Source organism: Stenotrophomonas sp. CASM106 (genome assembly GCF_049384825.1).
Lineage (GTDB): Bacteria > Pseudomonadota > Gammaproteobacteria > Xanthomonadales > Xanthomonadaceae > Stenotrophomonas > Stenotrophomonas muris.
On record NZ_JBMRFS010000002.1, the window covers coordinates 295,681 to 316,864 of the forward strand.

Genomic DNA, 21,184 nt, shown 5'->3' on the forward strand with positions numbered 1-21,184 from the left:
TCAGCGGATCTGCAGGGTCAGCAGGAAGTAGCGGCCGAGCGGATCGTCCAGCCCCGGCATCTGGCCACCGTTGCCAACCAGATAGTTCACCGGTTGCGTGTCGAGCACGTTGTGCACGTCCAGCGCGGCGACCACGCGCGGCCCCAGGCGTCGTGCGAGATGCAGGTTCCAGCGCAGCTGCCGGGGGTTCATGCAGTGGTTCTGCTCGCGCTGTTCCTCCGGGCATTCCGCACCGGGCAGCCAGGCGCGCGTGCGCCCCACCTGGTTGCCGCGCAGGGCGATGTCCCAGTTGCTGTTCTGCCACTGCACGTTCAGCACGGCGGCCATCGTCGGCGTGACATGGCCGCGCAGGTCCACCGTTGCATCATGGCCACGTTCGCGGCGCAGTTCCTGCTGCTTCAGCGCGTCGAGCGAGAACAGCCACTGGCCGGTGTTGCCGGTATCGATGTGGTACTCCCCGCGCAGTACAAAGTTGCGCGAGGTGGTGCGGCCGATGTTGTCGAAGGACAGGCGCAGGTTGCTCAGGTGGCCGTCCTCGTCCAGCTCCCAGGTGCCGGGGTTCCACACCGCGTCGGCCGGTTGCAGGGCCAGGATCTCGTTGCGCAGTTCGACGATGTTGTGGGTGAGTGACAGCGAGAACGTATCGGTCGGCGTCCAGGTCGCGGCCAGGGAATGGCTGCGCGACCGCTCGGCCTTCAACGCATCGTTCTCCACCACGTCCACGGTGACGCTGCAGCGCCCGTTGCCGCTGCTCTGCGCGCAGTCGGGCAGGGCGCTGGAGGCCGGCAGCTCGATCGCACCGAAATAGCCCGGGGGGCGCCGCTGCTCGAACAGGCTGGGCGCACGGTAGCCGCGCCCGCTGGCAAGCAGGAAGGACCACCGGGGCGTGGGGCTCCAGCGCACGCCCACGCGGGGCGAAAAGGCCTGGTAGTCGCCGTCGCGGTCCCAGCGTGCGGCCAGGTCCATGCGCAGCGTGTGCGCCAGGGGCAGGCCGAGTTCGGCGTAGGCGCCGCCACTGCGGCGCGCCAGGTGGCGCTGCTCCTGCGGCAGGCCCAGCGCCAGGTCACCCTGGCTCAGCAGGGCGTCGGGATGCGAGGTCCAGCGCTCCTGGCGCAGGTCGATGCCGGTGGCCAGCTGTGCAGCACCGCCGGCCAATGGCATCAGCTCCCGCTGCATGCCCCACCAGCCCTGCCACTGCTCGGTGCGCCCGCGATTGCGGATCGACGGGAACAACTGCTCGGCCGCGCCCGCCGGCAACGAGGTGAAGCCGGGCAGGAAATCCAGTGTCTCGGCGACCCGCAGCAGGGGCTCGGCGCGCACGGTGCCCGACGTGGACAGGCTGACATCGCTGCGTTGTGCGCTGATGCCGGCATCCCAGCTGCGCCGGCCCTGGTCGCGGCCAATGCCGAAGGTGACGTCGGCGTCGGTGGCACGTACATGCGGACGCACGTTGCCAGCTTCGCGCAGCACGCTGTTGAAGGTGAACCCGTACAGGCCGATGGCAACGGCGGTTGGACCAAGGTCGAAGCGTTGCCGGTTGTGGCTGGCCCGCGCCTCGGCGTAGGCATAGCGACCTTCGCCGCGCTCATGCCGGTAGCGCAGGTAGGCCGAGGCGGTATCCGAGGCCGGTTGCAGCGAGCGTGGTCGGGCGCTGTCGAACCAGCAGGCACCATCGCGCCGCGTCAATGGGCCTTCGCAGCGTTCTGCCGGCCAGTAGCGTCCATCGCGGAACGCGCCGATCAGGTACTGCGAGGTTTCCGCATGCCATTGGCGGCGATCACCGGCCACGTGGTCGATGCGGTGCAGGTCGATGCCGGCGAACCAGCGGTCCCCTCCGTCGCGCACGCCGCCCGTGGCCGCCTGCACGCGATACTGGCCAGCGTCGCCGCGCCCGCTCAGGCCGGTCTGCAGCATGGCTTCCGGGCCGTCAGCCTGGTCGCGCAGGATGATGTTGACCACGCCGGACATCGCGTCGGCGCCATAGATGGCCGAGGCGCCGCCACGTACCAGCTCGATGCGTTCGACGAAGCTGAGCGGAATTCCCCCAAGATCGGTGAGCCCACCCTGTTCCAGCGACACCATGGGATAGCGTGGCAGGCGCCGGCCATTGACCAGGAACAGGGTCGCACGCGGACCCATGCCGTCCAGGCTGGTGGTGGTGGCCGCACCCACCGGCAGGTACTGCGAATCGCCACTGCGCGAGGTGCTCATCGCCGGGTGCCCGTTCATGCCCGGCAAGTGCCGCAGCAGGTCGAACAGGCTGCCGTAACCGCTGCGCAGGATGTCATCGCGGTCGATGATGGTGACCGGCAGCGTGGTCTGCACGGAGGTGCGCGGCAGCCGGCTGCCGGTGACATGGATCGGCGCCAGTTCCACCTGCGGCGGCGCGTCGGCGGATTTGTGTGGCGAAGGTGCTGCGGGCGTGGTGCGTGCCGCGACCGACGGTGGCGATGGTGGCGCGGGGCGGGTGCGGCGGACGACGAATCCGCCAGCAGGCGTACGCAGGATGTTCACCGGCATGCCCGCGACCAGTTCCTTCAGGGCCGCGGCCGCATCGCGGTGGCCATGAGTGCCGGCCGTGCGCAGGCCATCCAGCTCACGCGCATCGAACAGCAGGGCAATGCCGCTCTGTCGCGCCCATTGCTGCAGGGCCGGCGCCAGCGGGCCTGAGCCAACATCGACCTCCAGGGTGCCCGCTTGCTCGGCCGCAGCGGCAGACGGCAGCGCGGGGATGCCTAACGCGAGGCAGAACAGGGTGCGGAGCAGCAGCCCCCCCTGCAGCGCGCCCGGTACTGCCATCACCGCAGGCCTCCTCAGTACGTGCGGCGCAGTTCCAGCGCGCCATCCGGTCGCGTCTGGCCAGCCACCGACCAGCCCAGTTCCAGTGCCGACAGCAGTTCCTGCGCGTCGCCGGCACGGAAGGTGCCGCTTACCGCCAGGCTGGCGATCTCCGGATCGGCGATCACCAGCGGCGTGTGGCCGTAGCGGTTCATGCGTTCGACCACGATCGACAGCGGTGTGGCATCGAACACCAGCTGTCCCTGCAGCCAGCCTTCAGCTGCGGCATTGGACGACAGTGCCGGACCGGGCTGGATGCGGCCACTCGGCAGTACCTGCAGTTGCTGGCCGGGCGCCAGGGTGTGCTGGGTGCCCCCGCTGCTGACTTCCACCGCACCTTCCAGCAGTGCGACTTCGACCAGGCCATCATGCAGGCGTTCCACCTGGAAGGTGGTGCCGATGTCGCGGATGGTGCTGTCGCCGGCGCGCAGCTGCAGGGCCTTGCCCGACGGTGCGACCTGCAGCTGCAGGCGGCCACGTTCCAGCACCAGGTTGCGATGGCGCCAACCGAAACGGGCGTGCAGGGTGGTGCCCGCATCCAGCGTGGCCACGCTGCCATCGGCCAGCGTCTGCTGCCGGGGCTGGTGGGAGTCGTTGGCGTAGCGCAGCGGCGTGGGGTTGCCGTCGACGGCAATCATCCAGCCGATCCCGATGGCCAGGCAGACGCCTGCGGCAGCGGCCACTGCCGGCAGCCAGCGACGCGGCGCCGGCCGTGCCGCACGTGCCGCGGCGGTGCGCAGCCACGGGTCGGCGGCCAGTTCCTCGCCCTGCTGGAACAGGGTCTCGGCCTGGATCCAGGCAGTGACATGGGCCGGGTCCTCGGCCAACCAGTCCTCGAACGTCTCGCGCTCGCCCGGCGTACAGTCCGGAGCCTCCAGCCGCGCCACCCAGGCGCTGGCGCGTTCGAACAGCTGCGTATCTTCCCTGGGCCTGGCGTGACTCATCCGTTGTCCCTGTCGTTGTGCAGCGGATCCGTTCCGAGTTCCTGGCGCAGGCCCTGCAGGGCGCGGGCGATGTGTTTTTCCACGGTCTTGGCAGTAATTCCACAGTGCCGCGCGATCTGCGTGTAGCTCATGCCGGTGATCCGGTTGAGCAGGTACACCTCGCGCGCGCGCTCGGGCAGCTTGAACAGGGCGTGCCGCAGCAGGGACAGCATCTGCCCGGACTCGGCCTGGCGCAATGGATCGGGCGACGTGCTGGAAGGCTCGTTGCCGCCATCATGTTCGGCGAGGGACAGATGCGGCCGCGACTGCGACGAACGGCCGCGGTCTGCCAGGCGGTTGCGGGCGATACGATACAGCAGCAGCCGCAGCTCGTCGGCACTGTGCGCGCGATAGCGGATCAGCCGCTCCATGCAGTCCTGCGCGATGTCCTCGGCATCCTCCGGCCCGACACCGCGCGTGCGCAGGAACGCACACAACGGCGCGCGTTCCTCCCGCACGAACGCAATGAACGCGTCCGCCGGCGCGGACAGGTCCGGCGCGCGATGGATCAGAGGAGAGGGGGCGGACAGGGCTGGCCTCGGACGTCGGTGGCGGGTACGTCTTCGAGTTTTACGCGACGATGACCGGATGGGGAAGAGTGTGCGTGGCCCACGAATCCATTGTGAATGCGTTCATGTTTCGAGGGGCGCTGCACTGGGGGAGGGCGCACCGTCCGGACGTTGAACTTTCGACCCGCGCGTTGCGGGTGGAGAGAGAGAACACATGAAGCATTCGAAGTTGAGCCTGGCCCTGGCAGCGTTGCTGGGCATCACCGCCATGGCGGCGGTTGATGACGTCATGGCAATGAATTATCACGTGCGGGACGATCGCGTCTTCCTCAGTGGCGGCGTAACCGTTGCCGATGTGGTGGCGCTGCCCGCGCTGCTGGCCAAGGCGCAGGCCGAAGGACGCCCGATCCACGAAGTCGTGCTGCGCACGTCCAACGGTGGCGCGCTGATCGCCGGCGAGTGGCTGCAGGCGGTAATCCGCACCCAGGGCCTGGACACGATCGTGTCCGGCCACTGCATTTCGTCCTGCTCGATCATGCAGTCCGGCGGCGTCAACCGTTATCTCGGCGGCGACCTGCCACTGGTCGATTCGGTGCAGATCCATGCCGCCAGCAGTGGTGGCAGGATCACCTACGCACCGTCGCCGCGCATGACCCAGATCTACACCGGCAACTATGGCGGCGGCATGGATGCCGGCCTGCTGCACAAGGCCATGTATGAGGTGGTGCGGCCCAATGGCCTGCTGGTGTTCCGCGACCCGGCGCGCACCACGGGTACCTCGGTCACCTTCGATCCGGATGGCAGCGGCAGCAAGCTGGAGTCCTTCCATGGCCAGGACATCCGCGGCAACAACATCATCAACACGGCAGGCTATCGCGACCCGGGCGACACCCTGCGTGTCACCAGCAACGTCAGCGGCGACATCAATCCGGGCTACCTGCGCACCGCGCGCCAGTTGCAGGCCTTCGTCGACGACGATTTCGCGCGCTGGAACACCGACTGGGCCAGCACCTACATCAACTACGCGGTGAGCCTGTACAACGTCTCCACGCGGGGGCCGAACGGCATCGGCACGCAGTCGCTGCAGCAGCTGCTTGCCGACCCCGACCTCCAGGATGAGCTGCGCGGCCAGTTGCGGCTGGCCGATCTGGATGCGTCCACCCTGGCAAGTTCGGCGGGCGTGATCCGTGTCAGCAACGGCGCCACCTGGCGCACCGCCGAAACCACCGGCGCCGATTTCATGCTGGTCGACAACGGCACCATCGCGCTGGAGGGCGGCGCGCTGCGTACCCCCGAGCTGCGGGTGATGCCGGGCAGCGTGGTGGTTGGCCATGGCGATATCGCATCGGTCGGCACCGACAGTGATGCGTTGCTGGATGGCACCGGCCCGTCCTACCGCGAAGACGGCTTCAACCGACTGCGCGTGTTCGGCACGCTGATGCCGCGTGGCGGTGATCTGGTGACCCACGGCTACGTCAACATCATGCCCGGCGGGCAGGTGCTGTTCGATGTTACCGAGGCCGGGGGCACCGGCAGTGGCCGCCTGCGCGTCGGCAGCTTCTACGATGGCGGGGCCGAAGAGGGGGCGCTGGTGATCGCGCAGGGCGCACACCTGGCGTTGAACGTCGCCCAGGGCTTCTATGCCGGCGGCTACCGCCGCGATCTGGTGGAAGGGCCGATCTACCAGGGCGGTTTCCAGGATGCCGTGCGGCTGGGCGACACCGGCTACAGCGCCAGCATCACCGCGGGCGAAGTATTCCGCCCGCGCCACAATTCGCTGCTCAGCTTCAACGTCAACCAGACGGCCGACGGGCTGTGGCTGACCGCCAACCCGGGCTTCGATCAGCTGGGCCTGTTTGCCAACGGCACCTCCGGCGATGGACTGGGGCGCGCGCTGGCAGCCGCATCGGATCGCCAGGACAGCGGCCTGAAGTCGCTGCTCGGCGCACTGCAGTTCGCCGACCGCGATGTGATCGCACAGCAGGCCGGCGCCCTGCGCGGTGACGCGCATGCCAGCCTGCGCCTGGCCGACAATGCACTGCTGGGCAGCATCGGCAACGTGGTGCAGCAGCACCAGGCGGCGATGCGCAGTGGCGGCGATGCCGATGGCCTGGCCTCGCAGGCGGCGCAGTCGGTCTCGGCGCAGCCGGGCATGCGCCATGGCAGCCTGTTCAACCAGTTGGCCATGCATCTGGTCGAGCCGGCCGGCGAGGCTGCTGGCGACAGCCGCGCGGCGGGTGGCCGCCGTGGCCTGTGGGCGCGCGGTTTTGCCAGCCATGGCCGCATCGATGCCGACGGTGGCGTGGCCGGCCTGAGCCATAACATCGGCGGCATCGTGGTCGGTGCCGACACGCGCGTGGCCGATGACCGCGTCACCCTCGGCGTCAGCGTGGCCGCCGCGGACATGTCGACCAAGGCCAGCGATGGCTCCGGTTTCAGTGGCGACGTGCGCGCGCTGGATGTGGGCGGCTACCTGGATGCGATCTATTCGCGTGGCTACCTGTCGGCGGCCGTGCGCTACACCGACCTGCGCCACGATACCCGCCGCAGCCTTTCGGCCATCGATGGCCTGCAACAGCCACTGCGCGCCCGATACAGCAACGACGCGATCTCGGCGCGGGTGGAGCATGCGTTCTCCTTCACCACCGGCAAGGGACTGGTGATCCAGCCGCTGCTGCCGGTGGTGGACTACGCGCGGACCTCGGCTACCCGCTTCAACGAAGGGCAGAGCGCTGGCGCGCTGGTGGGGCGCAGCGGCAGCCTGGAGAGCATCCGCGTGGGCGCCGGCCTCCAGCTGTTCAAGACCTTCGAGGGCAACAACGGCGAGCGCATCACCCCGCGTGCCCGCGTGGTCTGGCAGAAGGAGCTGGGCGACTCGCAGGCGCGCTACAGCACCGGTTTCGCCGCAGCCCCGGACCTGGTGTTCGGTGCCAGCAGCCAGGCCGTGGGCGAGCAGGTACTGGCCTGGAACGTGGGCGTGACCAGTCGCGCCAGCGAGCGCCTGTCGATCATGGCCGACTACGTGGGTGAGCGCCGCGACGGGCAGATCCAGAACGGCGTGATGCTGGGCCTGGGCTACCGGTTCTAAGCGGTACCCGGCCCCGGCGATATGCGTATCGCCGGGGCCATCCCATCAGGGCAGGTGCTGCGGTATGGTCGGCAGGGAAATCCAGCCAGGCCCCGTCATGCAGATCGCCGTTTTCAGTGCCCGCCCCTACGATCGTCGTTTCCTGGACGAGGCCAACCAGCGCGATGCGGCCGGGCAGGGCTTTGCGTTCGTGTACTTCGATGCCGCGCTGGACGTGCATACCGCTGCGTTGGCAAAGGACTGCGCCGCCGTCTGCGTGTTCGTCAATGACCGCCTCGACGCGCCGGTACTGCACGCGCTGCATGCGCTGGGCGTACGCGCCGTACTGCTGCGCTGTGCCGGCTTCAACAATGTGGACCTGGCCGCCGCGAAAGCGCTGGACCTGTTCGTCGCACGGGTGCCGGCCTATTCCCCCGAAGCCGTGGCCGAGCACGCGCTGGCGCTGGTGATGACGCTCAACCGGCAGACCCATCGCGCCTACAACCGCGTGCGCGAGGGCAACTTCATGCTCGATGGCCTGCTCGGGCGCACCCTGCATGGGCGCACGGTCGGCATCGTCGGCACCGGCAAGATCGGCCTGGCCACCGCGCGCATCTTCCACGGCATGGGCTGCACCGCGCTGGGGCATGACCCGTATCCATCGCCGGCCTTCGCCGGCGTGGGCGACATGGTTGGGCTGGATGAACTGCTGGCGCGCGCCGACATCGTGTCGCTGCATTGCCCGCTGACGCTCGATACCCAGCACCTGATCAACGACGCCTCGCTGGCGCGGATGAAGACCGGCGCGATGCTGGTCAACACCTCGCGCGGCGCGCTGGTCGATACCCATGCGGTGATTCGCGCGCTGAAGTCGCGGCGGCTGGGTCATCTGGCCATCGACGTCTACGAGCAGGAAAGCGCGCTGTTCTTCCAGGACCTGTCCGGCGAGATCATCGACGACGAGGCCTTCCAGCGCCTGATGACCTTCCCCAACGTGCTGGTGACCGGCCACCAGGGCTTCTTCACCGTAGAGGCGCTGCAGGAGATCTCGGCAATCACGCTGGGGAACCTGCGGGATTTCGCCGAGGGGCGGGTGTGTGCGAACCGGGTGGGAGCGTAGACACGCTGCGGAAGTGGGCCTCACCCAGTCCCCACCTGGGGTATTTACTTTGGGTGAATATCATATGAAGCTGTCGTGAAGGGGGGGCTTGTCCTCCCTTGAAGTACAGGGGGCGCAAGGGACGGCGCAGCTGCTTTCTGGCCGGAACATGACGCCAGCACACGTCGGTGGATTACCGATCGTCTGGTGATTGCCGACGCAATTGGACAAAGGGATGTTCCATGCGTATCTGGCAGTGGCAGGCGTTGTTGGGCGCGGCATTGGTCGTGTCATCCGGGTGGACCTGGGCGAGTAGCCCGGTCACCCCGCATACCGAGTACTACAAAAAGATCAAGAACAGCGAGGGGCTGGCACCGCTGACCTCGAGCCTGTTCGGGGATAGCATCAGCCCCAGCTCGGGGTCGACCGAATTTATCGTTACCGACATCGACTTGCCAGGCAACAACGCGCTGCCGGTGCGATTGCAGCGTCGTCTCGCTGTGCAGTCCTTCAAGGACCGGCAGCCGTTGGGGGGATTCGGCAGCTGGGACATCGAAGTCCCCTACATGCACGCCACCTTCGACTCCATCTGGAAGTGGAACGAGTCGGGTAATGGCGCCACCCAGCGTTGCTCGCAGACCTTCTACCCCAAGACGCGTACCGGCGTGGGCACCTTCGAGATATGGACCGGCGTGCAGGTGCGTGTCCCCGACCAGGGCGAGCAGGAGATGCTGCTGATCGCCAACGCCTCCAACCCTAAACCCACCAACGGTGAAACCTATCGCTGGGGTACTCGGGGCAACATGCGCCTCAGTTGCCTGGGCTCGACGGCCAATGGCTATCCCGGTGAGGGATTCCTGGGCGTGGATGCATCGGGGAATCGCTACTTCTTCAATGTGGGTATTGAACGAACAGCCGGTTTCATGGATCTCGGCCAGGGCGTAGGTTCAAAACTGGTGCGTGTTCTGCTGATGGCCAGTCGGGTCGAAGATCGCCACGGCAACTGGGTAGCCTATGACTATTCGGGCGACAAGCTGGTTGGCATTCGCGGCAGTGATGGTCGCGCCATCTCCATTGCCTATGCCGGGGACCGTATTGCAAGTGCAACAGCCAATGGCCGTACCTGGAGCTATGAGTACAACGAGGGCTCCGGTGCAATGGGATTCGCACGCTGGCCTGCGCTGCGTGCCGTGCAGCAGCCGGATGGTGCTCGCTTCGGCTATGAGTACAGCTGGCAGGACGGCGGATTCGGGGGCCTGAACCCGGAGTATCAGAGCTGGGATGGTGAACCGAAGCTCTGCATCAAGCCCACGTTCGAGCAGTCTGGATTCACCCTGATCGCGACCCATCCATCAGGAACGCGTGGACAGTTTGAGTTCAAGTACCTGCGCCGCACCCGGCTGGGTGTAAAAAGTACCGCTTGCGCAGACATGGGCGGTGGGCGCTACGCGCAACGCGCCTCCAATGCGTTCGACCTCTTCGCGATCACCAGCAAGACGCTGACGGGGCCCGGGTTGGGCAGTTTGACCTGGACGTACGAGTCGGGCGGATATGACTCGGGCCTGGCCAACTCCGCAGTGTCGACGATTGTGGAGCCAGATGGTACGCGCCGTCACAGTGTGTTCGGACGAAAACTCGACGAGAACGAGGGGCAGTTGCTGCAGGAGGCGGTGCGTGCGCCGGACGGTCAGATCGTCCAGGTCATCACCAATACCTATATGAGTTCGGACGAGGTCCAGGCCGGACCGTTCCCGGACAGCTACGGTTCGATGACCGCGGCCGATGATCCCTTCGCCGTCAAGATTCGTCCCCTGAAGCAATCTGTGCTCAGCCAGGATGGCGTCAACTTCGTCAATACGACCGATCAGTTCGATGCGCATGTGCGGCCGGTGGTGCAGACCGAGAGTAACTCGTTGGGGCGCGCGCGAACGCTGAGAACCACCTACTTCGACGACACGGGTCGTTGGATACTCAGCCAAGTCGCGCGCAGCACACAGAGCGTTGGCGGCGTTGAGATTGAGACCGAACGCACCGAGTTCGACTCGATGGCGCGCCCGCAACGTACCTACGCCTTCGGCGCGTTGCAGCAGACGCTGGGCTATCACGCCGATGGCACGCTCGCCTCCGTGGCCGATGGCAAGGGCAATGCCATTGCGCTTGGCAGCTGGAAGCGTGGCCTGCCGCAGAGTGTCGCGTACCCGGACGGCAGCAGTGCCTCGCTGCAGGTCGATGACAATGGCTGGGTGCGCGCAGCGGTGGAGCCCAATGGTGCCAGCCGAAGCTTCGACTACGACGGGATGGGCCGAATCGTACTGGCGACCCAGGCCGCCAATGACAGCGTGGCCTGGAATCCTTCTACAACGCGATTCTTCCAGGTGGCGGGAGCGGAGATCGGGCTGGAAGCGGGACATTGGAAGCGCGAGTCCAGTACCGGCAACGCACGCGCGGTGACGTACTACGATGGGTTGTGGCGCCCAGTATTGGAAGAGTCGTTCGACGCTGCGGACCGTGGCGGTACATTGCGCCAGACGGTGACCCGTTATGACAGCAATGGGCGCCTGGTTTTTACCTCCTATCCGACGCGCGCGGCGTCCGACTTCCGCTCGGCGCTGCCCGGCACCCATACCGGCTATGACGCGCTCGGGCGCCCCAATCGCAGCGAGCAGGACAGCGAACTGGGCCGGCTTGTCACGACCACCGAGCAGATCGGCGGAGGCAGCGTAAGGGTGACCAATCCGCGCGGCATTGCCACCACCACCGACTACTTGATGTACGGCAAGCCCAGCCAGGACACGCCCATCCGGATTCTCCACGCGGAAGGGGTAGTGACGGAGATTCAGCGCGACACGCTGGGCAAACCGCTGTCGATCCTGAGGCGCAACTACGATGGCAGCGTCAGTGTACGGCGCCAGTACGTCTATGACGGCGCCCAGCGGCTGTGCAAGAGCATGGAGCCTGAGACCGGTGCGACCGGCATGGGCTATGACGCTGCAGGCAATCTGCTCTGGTCTGCCTCGGGCCTGACGTTGCTGGGCCCTCAGTGCGACAGCGACGCTGCCTATGCGTCGCCTTCGCGGGCTGACCGCAGCTACGACAGCATGAATCGCTTGCTGACCCTGCGTTTCTCTGATGGCCAGGGTGATCAGGACTGGAGTTATTGGCCGGGCGGGAAAGTCAAGCGTGTGCAGACGCGCAACAACGGCGCCGTCACCACTAACGACTACACCTACAATCTGCGTGGACTGCCCACGTCCGAGAGCGTGGCCTACGACGGTGGCGAGGCCTGGGCGCTGGGCTATGGCTACGATGCAAACGGCGCCTTGGCAACCCATGTGCAGCCGTCCGGCCTGACGATCGACTACGGCCCGAATGCGCTGGGGCAGCCGACGCGAGCCGGAGCCTTCGCCACCAACGTGCGCTATTACGCGAACGGCGGCATGAGCGGCTTCACCTATGGCAACGGCGTCGTGCATCAGATGACGCAGAACGCGCGCGGCCTGCCCGATCGCAGCACCGACAGTGGTGCAGGTGGCAAGGTCATCGATGACGGCTACGACTACGATGCCAATGGCAATGTGGCGGCCATCAGTGACGGCCTGCCGGCAGCCCCTGGAAACCGCGACATGCGTTACGACGGCCTGGATCGTCTGACCACGGTGACGGCGGCCAGCTTCGGAAACGCAAGCTATGCGTACAACGTTCTGGACAATATCGTCACCGCCAGCGTTGGTGCACGGCGGCAGTCCTTTGAGTACGACTTCAACAATCGGTTGACGAACGTGCGGGATGTCGGCAGTGGTGCGACCGTGACCGGGCTTGGCTATGACAGCCAGGGTAACCTGAAGATCCGCAATGGCGTGGCGTTCCGGTTCGACTACGGCAATCGCCTGCGCGAGGTCGATGGCAAGGAGGCCTATCAGTACGACGCGCATGGACGCCGCACCCTGGCCAGTGCGCCCAATGGCAACATTCGTTCCCTCTATGGGCAGGATGGCGTGCTGCGCTATCAGCACGATCAGCGCCAGGCGAAGGGCTTTGACTATATCCAGCTCAACGGCAGCCTTGTTGCCAAGCGTGCCGTGGATATCGCGCCTGCAGCACTGGTCGTAACGGTTCCGGGTTACAGCGCGGACGGTGCGTTTGCGGTGCAGTGGACAGCCGTTGCCGGTGCGCAGCGTTACGAGGTGCAGGAGTCGGGTGGCGGTGACTGGCAGGCTGTCTATCAAGGGCCTGCGCTGAACGTTTCGCTGGCCGGGCGAAGCTCCGGCGTCTATCGCTATCGTGGCCGTGCCTGCAATGGCACTGTCTGCGGTGCTTGGGGTGTGGAAGCCTCCATCCAGGTGGAGCTTGCTCCCACCGCTGCGCCGGTGATCACTGCACCGGCGCAAGGTATCAACGGAACCTATTTCCTGAGCTGGTCAGCGGTACAGGGTGCCGCCCGCTTTGTGCTTGAAGAGGCCGTGGGTGGCGGATGGAGCGTGGTCTTTGATGGTGCTGGCCGCACCTATCAAGTGACCAGCAAACCGGCAGGCACCTATCGCTATCGGGTCAAAGCATGCAATCCACAGGGCTGCGGCGTCTACTCGGCCGAAGCGGCGATTACCGCGCTGTATGCCCCATCCGTACCCGCACTGTCGGTACCTGCTGCGAGCTACAACGGCAGCTACGCCGTCTCTGTTTCGAGCGTGGCACAGGCCAGCAGCTATCGCATTGAAGAACAATTCAACGGAGCAGCATGGACTGAGATCAACCGGATCAGTGGGAATCAACTGGCCATCAGCGGACGAATCGCCGGCAGTTACGCCTATCGTGCCTTTGCATGCAATGACGCCGGGTGCAGTGCGTCAAGCGCCGTAGGCAGTATCGTCGTGACATTGCCACCGGTCCAAGCCACGGCGATCAATCTCGGTGGCGTGAGCTACAGTTCAACCGTGAGCATGTGGTGGGGCGCAATCCCCGCAGCGACGAGCTATCAGCTGATGGAGCAGCTCAATGGGGGTGGCTTCGGACTCGCCCAGGAAGACGGTGCGACCGCCGTGGCCCGAGGCGGCCGCTGGCCGGGACAGTGGGACTACCAGGTGCGTGGCTGCAATGTCGCCGGTTGCGGACCGTGGTCCGCGGTAGCGGGCGTGCGCGTGATTGGTCCTCCGGCGACCCCGGTTCTGCGCGTGCCGGATGGGGTGGGAATCGGCGCGGCTTACTCGATCTCCCTGCTGGAAGTGGCGGACGCGACGCGCTATGAAATCGACGAAAGTACTGACGGCGCCAACTGGTCGCTGATTGCGGGGGATCGAGCCGTTTCCCTCAGCAAGGGCGGCGGAGGCAACTTCTACTACCGTGGTCGTGCTTGCAATCCCGCAGGCTGCAGCCCCAGTTCTGCTGCTGGCCTGGTTGCGATTTCCAGTGCGCCGGCCGTACCTACGGGTGTGAGGATCGTAAAGAGCGGCCCCAACATCTGCTCGGTCATCTGGAATGCGTCGCCGGGTGCCACCTACTACAACATGCGTTCAAGCAGCGGCGGCGCGACCTATAGGGCAGAAGGCATCGGCTACGACCTCGATACGCGCTGCCAGGGTGGTTACAAGGTGCGTGCCTGCAACGCGCAGGCGTGCTCGGCCTGGTCGAACTGAGGTGGGCGCGATGAACGCAGGAATGAAGATGCTGGTGAGTCGAACCGTAGGTGGGGCCGCGCTGATTCTGGGTGGACTGTTCAATCAGGCTGCTGCGGAGACGATTACCTATATCCATACCGATGCGTTAGGGTCACCGGTCGCTGAGACTGACGCGGCTGGCAGCGTTATCCGGCGTACCACCTATGAGCCCTATGGCGCCGTGGTTGGTGGGTCCGTTGCTGATGGGCCTGGCTATGCAGGGCACGTGAGTGATGCTTCGACGGGCTTGAGTTACATGCAGCAGCGGTATATGGATCCAATCCTTGGTGTGTTCCTTAGTGTGGATCCGGTGTCGCCCCAAAGCGATTCGGTGGGAGCATTCGGACGCTACAGGTATGCCAATTCGAACCCATATCGCTACTTTGATCCCGATGGCCGGCGAGCATGTGGCAAAGACACTGACTGCCAGTTGGAGCAGGGGGCATACGGTGGTTCTTCTGCAGGTCGAGGAACGATGGGCACGGGGGCAGTGGGAAGCAGGCAGTCAACTTCGGCGTCACCAAGTTACGGTCGCTCTCCGCAATCGACTGATCCTGCTTGGACGAGAGATCCTGGGCTGAAGCGGCAGATGGAGCGAGCTTGGCAGGACTCCAACCCCGATGCGCCAACTGTATTGTGGGGGCAACCTGGATCGCTGAAGCGGGAACAAGGAGGGTGGATCGTGGCTCCGAACCTGGTTGGCGCCCCTCAATTGATTCGTGCTCAACCTGGTACTCGTGCTCAAATGGGGCAGGATGTGCTTTTCAAGCCTTCAGAGTTTCAGTGTGGTTGCCGAGTTATAGGATTCTTCCATACTCACCCGAATACTCGGGAAGAGGGTTATCGCCCTGCAGCTAACGGGTATGACTATCAGTTCCTTGAAGAAATGGGAGTGCCTGGGATGATTAGAAGTCATGAGGGTTATGAGTTCGTACCTATCATGGAGGGACGCAGATGAAACGCTCAGTCATCTTGAAAGTGGGGCTGCTGTTTTCATTGCTGATGGCAGGCGGCTGTGCAGCGAAGGAGCCCCGAGGTGAGAAGGGGTTGGAAGGGCTAGAAAGATGCGTGACGACAATCGAGACTTACGTCCAAGAGACGAGGGGATGGAAACGGGAGATGTATCGCATTGCGGAGGAGTCTTCCGGCACCGCAGATATTGGCTTCTCAGTCCAGCACGTCCATGACAGGGTTCTGCTGCCAGAAGGTGGACTGAAGTCATTTCATGTTGATCTCGACCAGCGATGTTCCAAGGTCATCCGTGAAAGCCACTATCAGTAGCTGGTAGCGGCTTGTTGGCCCATGAAGAGGGTAGATGCGCAGCCATTGACCGCATGTTGCTTGTAGTCCTACAATGTCCAGCTAGGCCGGAATAGCTCAGTTGGTAGAGCGGCGCATTCGTAATGCGTAGGTCGCAGGTTCGACTCCTGTTTCCGGCACCAGTTGTAGTGAAAAGCCCCGGCCTTTGGTCGGGGCTTTTTGTTTGCGCCCGCCGGTTATCATAGGATGGTGACCTCACTGAAGGCTGCAAGCCTTCAGCAACGTCTCGTCATCCCCGCATCCCGTGCCAGCCACCACGCGAGCTGCCGGAGATAACCACCCGCTGCTCCCGCCGATGCACCGATCAGCAGGTGTGCGAGCACCCTGATCCCACGCGCGGCCCGCTCCCGCACCCAAGGCAGGACCGCCACCACCTGCGCACCCAGCAACAGCATCAGTACGTCCAGGCCCAGCGCATCCACCACCGGCAACAACGGCAGCAGATCCGGATTGCAGGCCAGCACGATCACCAGTGCGGCACCCAGCACGGCCATCAGGCGGCGCCCGGCGGGCAGGGTGGTCCAGTGCAGCAGTCGGTTGATCAGGTGCATGGCATTCCTTGTGTCATGTGCCGGAATCCTCATCAGGCTTGATCGGCCGCACCGGCTGCCGCAGCACGGTTTTCAACCGCGCCGCGTCGGTCCTGCGCGGGTCGCTCAGGTAGATCTCATGATGGGGGCCGGCGAAGGTGTAACCCAGTGCGGGCATCACTTCGTCATGCAGATGCGCCAGGACGGGGCCTTCGTCGTCGTAGGCGCCCACGTGCAAGGTCTGCAGGCTGGGGCCCTCGGCAAGGATTTCATGGCGGAGGCTGGGCGGCGCATCCCCCAGTTTCGCGCGCGCCTTGCTGATCGCGGCCTGCCACTGCGTAGGGCCGATGCCCTCGGGCGTGCGGATCATTACGGTCCAGGCCCACTCATCCTTGCGTCGCGCGATGAAGCTGGCCGGGTCCTCGGCGCTCCACAGCGCCTCCAGCGGTGGCACCACGTAGTCGCGCCCTTCGGCCTTCAGCGCGAACTTCAATGCATAGCTCACCGAATACAGCCACTGCACGGCCTGCAGGTAGGCGGGGGCCGTGTTCGGGTCGCCGCGACCATCGACCATCAGGTAGGGCAGGGGCGGCACATCGACCGGTACGAACCTGCCGGCGGGCGGTTGATAGAGCGCCCGGTCGCGCTTCTTGAAGTCGATCTTGTCCATCGGGGGCTTCCTCCTGTGCAGAGCATCCCACGCCAGGCACCCGCCAGTACGCTGAACCGGTTCAGGTGACTTTGCCGAACGAGGGCGAATGGCCCCACGAGCGCGCGGGGCCGGCACGCAGTCCTGGGTCATGGGCCCGTCACACCTGCGCGGTGCGACAACGTGTCGCAGCCAGAATCGGGCCTTTCCTGCGCTCGATCAATGTCAATGCCTTTCTTAAATGGTGGGTGACGGCCTAAAATTGAAAGGCTGACTCGACCCCACCTCCCTGCCTGTCTTCCGGACCGGTGGGACCGGCTTTTGGCCGGAACAGGCAGGGACGGGGAACGGCATTCCCTCGCAATTGGATCGACCGATGATTCCGTTGAAAACCCTTGGGCGCTGGTTGCGCCCGGGCCTGCTGCTGTCGTTGCTGGTGATGCTCACCGGTTGCGATGCGGTGGCCATCCTCAGTCCGAAGGGCCAGATCGGCCAGGATGAGAAGACCCTGCTGATCACGGCCACCGTGCTCATGCTGCTGGTCGTCATCCCGGTCATCATCATGACCCTGACGTTCGCGTGGAAGTATCGCGCCTCCAACACCAAGGCCCGTTACGAGCCGAAGTGGTCGCACTCGACGGCGATCGAGGTGGTGGTGTGGTCCATTCCCTGCATGATCGTGCTGGTGCTGGCGGTCCTGACCTGGCGTTCGTCGCACGCACTGGACCCGTATCGTCCGCTGGATTCGGACGTCAAGCCGGTCACCATCGAGGCGATCTCGCTGGACTGGAAGTGGCTGTTCATCTATCCGGAAGAGAAGGTGGCGGTCGTCAACGAAATCAAGTTCCCGGTCAACACGCCGCTGAACTTCAAGATCACGTCCGATTCGGTGATGAATGCGTTCTTCATCCCGCACCTGGGCAGCATGATCTACTCGATGGCTGCGATGGAGACCAAGCTCCACCTGATCGCCAACGAGACCGGCGAATTCCCGGGCATGTCCTCGCACTACAGCGGCGCGGGCTTCGCCAAGATGCACTTCACCGCCTACTCGGTCACCGATGCCGAATACCGCCAGTGGCTGGACCAGGTCCGCGCCGGTGAGCAGACCCTGGACAAGGCCTCGTTCAAGGCGCTGGGTGAAGCACGCAACGCCGAGTGGTATCCGGTCACCTACTTCGGCAAGACCGAAGAAGGCCTGTTCGACTGGGTCATCGCCAAGCACATGGGCGACAACAAGCATTACGGCATGAAGCACTCGCATGCCGGTGCCGCCGCTGCCGATGCCGCCACGCATGAAGCGCACGAGGGCCATGCCCCCAGTGATGCGCATGATTCCAAGGAATCGGGTGAAAACCTGGATGCCAACGAACACGAACACGCAGGCCATGCCGGCCATGCGGGTTCGGGAGAATGAACATGTTGGGAAAACTCTCTCTTGAGTCGATCCCCCACGATCCGATCGTCCTGACGACGTTGATCGGCGCGGTTCTTGGTGGCCTGGGCGTCGTCGCCCTGATCACCAAGTTCAAGCTGTGGGGCTATCTGTGGAAGGAGTGGTTCACCTCGGTGGATCACAAGAAGATCGGCGTGATGTACCTCATCGTCGCCTTCGTCATGCTGCTGCGCGGTTTCTCCGACGCCATCATGATGCGTACCCAGCAGGCCATCGCCGTCGGTGGCTCCGAGGGCTACCTGCCGCCGCACCACTACGACCAGATCTTCACCGCCCACGGCGTGATCATGATCTTCTTCGTGGCGATGCCGCTGATCACCGGCCTGATGAACCTGGCCGTGCCGCTGCAGATCGGTGCGCGCGACGTCGCGTTCCCGTTCGTCAACTCGCTCAGCTTCTGGCTGTTCGTGTCCGGTGCGGTGCTGATCATGCTGTCGCTGTGGATCGGTGAGTTCGCTGCCACCGGCTGGCTGGCATTCCCGCCACTGTCGGGCATCGAATACAGTCCAAGCGTCGGCATGGACTACTACATCTGGGGTCTACAGGTCGCAGGCCTGGGTACCACGCTGAGCGGTATCAACTTCTTCATCACCATCCTGAAGATGCGTACCCCCAGCATGAAGCTGATGCAGATGCCGGTGTTCACCTGGACCGCCCTGGTGACCAACGTGCTGATCGTCGCTGCCTTCCCGGTGCTGACCATCACCCTGGTGCTGCTGACCCTGGACCGTTACCTGGGTACGCACTTCTTCACCAATGACGGTGGCGGCAACGCCATGCTGTACATCAACCTGATCTGGATCTGGGGTCACCCGGAGGTGTACATCCTGGTCCTGCCGGCGTTCGGTGTGTTCTCCGAAGTCATCGCGACCTTCTCGCGCAAGGCGCTGTTCGGCTACAAGGGCATGGTCTACGCCACCGCGTGCATCGGCGTGCTGTCGTTCATCGTGTGGCTGCACCACTTCTTCACCATGGGCTCCGGTGCCAACGTCAATGCCTTCTTCGGCATCACGACGATGATCATCTCGATCCCGACCGGCGTGAAGATCTTCAACTGGCTGTTCACCATGTTCCGCGGCCGCGTGCACTTCACCACCCCGGTGCTGTGGACCATCGGCTTCATGGTCACCTTCGTCATCGGCGGCATGACCGGCGTGATGCTGGCGATCCCGGCCATCGACTTCGTGCTGCACAACAGCCTGTTCCTGATCGCCCACTTCCACAACGTCATCATCGGCGGCGTGGTGTTCGGCATGTTCGCCGGCATCACCTACTGGTGGCCGAAGATGTTCGGCTTCCGCCTCAATGAGTTCTGGGGCAAGTGCGCGTTCTGGTGCTGGTTCATCGGCTTCTACGTGACCTTCATGCCGATGTACGTGCTGGGCTTCATGGGCATGACCCGTCGCCTGCAGAGCACGGTCAACCCGGCCTATGAGCCGCTGCTGCTGATCGCCGCCGCAGGTGCCTTCATCGTTGGCGCCGGCATCCTGTGCCAGATCATCCAGGTGGCCGTCTCGATCCGCGACCGCAAGAAGACCGTCGACCTGACCGGCGACCCGTGGGATGCCCGTACGCTGGAGTGGGAAACCTCTTCGCCGCCGGCCTTCTACAACTTCGGCACGCTGCCGGAAGTCACCGAGCTGGACGATTTCTGGGAGCGCAAGCAGCGTGGTGAAGCCTGGCCGAAGCCGGCCAAGTACACCGACATCCACATGCCGCGCAACACCGGCACGGGCGTTGTCATCGGTGCCTTCAGCCTGGTGTTCGGCTTCGCGATGATCTGGCACATCTGGTGGCTGGCCATCGTCGGCTTCGTCGGCATGATCGCCACGTTCATCTACCGCACCTTCGACCAGGACGTGGACTACTGGGTCCCGGCCGCCGAGGTGGAACGCATCGAGAACGAACACCGCAAGCACCTGGAAGCCCAGGGCCTGGTGAAGTCGGAGCTGAAGGCATGAGCACCAATACCTCGACCCTGAGCCACGGGCACGCCGCGCACGCGGCGGCCCATGGCCATGACGACCACGAGCACCACGACACCGGCGGCAACACCGTCTTCGGTTTCTGGGTGTACCTGATGAGCGACTGCCTCATCTTCGCCTCGCTGTTCGCCACCTACGTGGTGCTGGCAGGCGGTACCGATGGTGGCCCGACCGCGAAGGACCTGTTCGAACTGCCGTTCGTGGCGTGGGAAACCGCGCTGCTGCTGACCTCGTCGCTGACCTTCGGCCTGGGCATGATCGCCATGCACCGCAAGCAGGTTGGCCAGATGTTCCTGTGGCTGGCGGTTACCTGGCTGCTGGGCTTCGGCTTCATGTGCATGGAAGTCTATGAGTTCCAGCACCTGATCCATCAGGGCTACGGTCCGGATCGCAGTGCCTTCCTGTCGGCGTTCTTCGCCCTGGTCGGTACCCACGGCCTGCACGTCAGCGCCGGCCTGCTGTGGCTGCTGGTGATGTTCGTGCAGCTGAAGAAGTACGGCCTGACCCCGACCAACAAGACCCGCATGGCGTGCCTGAGCCTGTTCTGGCACTTCCTGGACCTGATCTGGATCGGCGTGTTCTCCGTCGTCTACCTCAATGGAGCGCTGTAATGGCACATGACAACCACGCACACGACCACGGCACCGGCGGCGAAAGCCACGGCAGCGTGAAGTCGTACCTGATCGGCTTCGTGCTGGCGGTGGTGCTGACCGTCATCCCGTTCTGGATGGTGATGTCGGGTGATTTCTCGCGCACCGTCAACGGTGTGGTGATCGCGGTCACCGCGGTGCTGCAGATGCTGGTCCACCTGGTGTTCTTCCTGCACCTGGACCGCTCTTCGGAAAGCCGCTGGAACGTCAACGCTGCGGCCTTCACCGTTGTGGTGATCGGCATCATCGTGATCGGCACCCTGTGGGTCATGCACAACATGAACGTGCACATGATGCACTGACGTCCTCGCGACGTTGCCACGCAGAAAGGCCGCCCTCGGGCGGCCTTTCTGTTTGCTGTGGTTGCGCGTTTCGTGCACCCACCAGGCTGGTAGTACCGGCCGCTGGCCGGCAATTACGCGAAGCCGGCCAGCGGCCGGCTCTACC

At 64.7% G+C, this 21,184-nt stretch carries 14 protein-coding genes and 1 tRNA gene; 10 read left to right on the forward strand and 5 right to left on the reverse strand.

The window, feature by feature from the left end:
• Genes VG556_RS05145 through VG556_RS05155 form a run of 3 tightly spaced genes read right to left on the reverse strand, consistent with a single transcriptional unit; the run spans nt 1 to nt 4,312 of the window.
• On the reverse strand, nt 1-2,799 hold the full coding sequence (locus VG556_RS05145) for a TonB-dependent receptor plug domain-containing protein (protein WP_100449621.1): 2,799 nt from the start codon (nt 2,797-2,799) through the stop codon (nt 1-3).
• Between the two features lie 14 nt (nt 2,800-2,813).
• Complete coding sequence (locus VG556_RS05150) at nt 2,814-3,782, reverse strand: FecR family protein (RefSeq protein WP_049441225.1); 969 nt, start codon at nt 3,780-3,782, stop codon at nt 2,814-2,816.
• Nucleotides 3,779-4,312, reverse strand: a complete 534-nt coding sequence (locus VG556_RS05155; RefSeq protein ID WP_100449622.1) for an RNA polymerase sigma factor — start codon at nt 4,310-4,312, stop codon at nt 3,779-3,781. Before VG556_RS05155 ends, VG556_RS05150 begins: the two co-directional genes overlap by 4 nt.
• Nucleotides 4,313-4,544: 232 nt before the next feature.
• On the opposite strand from VG556_RS05155, the gene VG556_RS05160 reads away from it, so the two are divergent.
• The 6 genes from VG556_RS05160 to VG556_RS05185 all read left to right on the forward strand — a co-directional run bounded on the left by VG556_RS05160 (nt 4,545) and on the right by VG556_RS05185 (nt 15,589).
• Nucleotides 4,545-7,418 carry an autotransporter outer membrane beta-barrel domain-containing protein gene (locus VG556_RS05160; RefSeq protein ID WP_100449623.1) on the forward strand — a complete coding sequence of 958 codons (2,874 nt, stop codon included), beginning with the start codon at nt 4,545-4,547 and terminating at the stop codon, nt 7,416-7,418.
• Between the two features lie 97 nt (nt 7,419-7,515).
• Nucleotides 7,516-8,517, forward strand: a complete 1,002-nt coding sequence (locus VG556_RS05165) for a 2-hydroxyacid dehydrogenase (protein ID WP_100449624.1) — start codon at nt 7,516-7,518, stop codon at nt 8,515-8,517.
• 221 nt (nt 8,518-8,738) lie between these two features.
• The gene (locus tag VG556_RS05170) at nt 8,739-14,126 is read left to right on the forward strand and encodes an RHS repeat protein (RefSeq protein ID WP_100449625.1); all 5,388 of its coding nucleotides are present in this window, start codon (nt 8,739-8,741) and stop codon (nt 14,124-14,126) included.
• Between the two features lie 28 nt (nt 14,127-14,154).
• Entirely contained in the window at nt 14,155-15,105 is a 951-nt protein-coding gene (locus VG556_RS05175; protein ID WP_227863666.1) for an RHS repeat domain-containing protein, read from the forward strand.
• Nucleotides 15,102-15,428, forward strand: coding sequence for a hypothetical protein (locus VG556_RS05180; protein ID WP_041863164.1), 327 nt, complete (start codon nt 15,102-15,104; stop codon nt 15,426-15,428). Before VG556_RS05175 ends, VG556_RS05180 begins: the two co-directional genes overlap by 4 nt.
• Before the next feature lie 85 nt (nt 15,429-15,513).
• Nucleotides 15,514-15,589: transfer RNA gene (locus tag VG556_RS05185), tRNA-Thr, on the forward strand.
• A gap of 93 nt (nt 15,590-15,682) precedes the next feature.
• On the opposite strand, the gene VG556_RS05190 is transcribed toward VG556_RS05185, so the two are convergent.
• Together VG556_RS05190 and VG556_RS05195 are read right to left on the reverse strand one after the other, a co-directional pair.
• Complete coding sequence (locus VG556_RS05190) at nt 15,683-16,018, reverse strand: hypothetical protein (protein ID WP_014646389.1); 336 nt, start codon at nt 16,016-16,018, stop codon at nt 15,683-15,685.
• Between the two features lie 13 nt (nt 16,019-16,031).
• Complete coding sequence (locus tag VG556_RS05195) at nt 16,032-16,667, reverse strand: GyrI-like domain-containing protein (protein WP_049404409.1); 636 nt, start codon at nt 16,665-16,667, stop codon at nt 16,032-16,034.
• 355 nt (nt 16,668-17,022) lie between these two features.
• On the opposite strand from VG556_RS05195, the gene cyoA reads away from it, so the two are divergent.
• Genes cyoA through cyoD form a run of 4 tightly spaced genes read left to right on the forward strand, consistent with a single transcriptional unit; the run spans nt 17,023 to nt 21,039 of the window.
• The gene (gene cyoA, locus VG556_RS05200) at nt 17,023-18,063 is read left to right on the forward strand and encodes a ubiquinol oxidase subunit II (protein WP_014646391.1); all 1,041 of its coding nucleotides are present in this window, start codon (nt 17,023-17,025) and stop codon (nt 18,061-18,063) included.
• Nucleotides 18,064-18,065: 2 nt separating this feature from the next.
• On the forward strand, nt 18,066-20,063 hold the full coding sequence (gene cyoB, locus VG556_RS05205) for a cytochrome o ubiquinol oxidase subunit I (protein WP_032956371.1): 1,998 nt from the start codon (nt 18,066-18,068) through the stop codon (nt 20,061-20,063).
• A complete protein-coding gene (cyoC, locus tag VG556_RS05210; protein WP_014646393.1) occupies nt 20,060-20,698 on the forward strand; it encodes a cytochrome o ubiquinol oxidase subunit III in 639 nt (212 codons plus the stop codon). Before cyoB ends, cyoC begins: the two co-directional genes overlap by 4 nt.
• On the forward strand, nt 20,698-21,039 hold the full coding sequence (gene cyoD / locus VG556_RS05215) for a cytochrome o ubiquinol oxidase subunit IV (protein WP_005415725.1): 342 nt from the start codon (nt 20,698-20,700) through the stop codon (nt 21,037-21,039). The genes cyoC and cyoD overlap by 1 nt, the downstream gene beginning before the upstream one ends.
• Nucleotides 21,040-21,184: the final 145 nt, after the last annotated feature.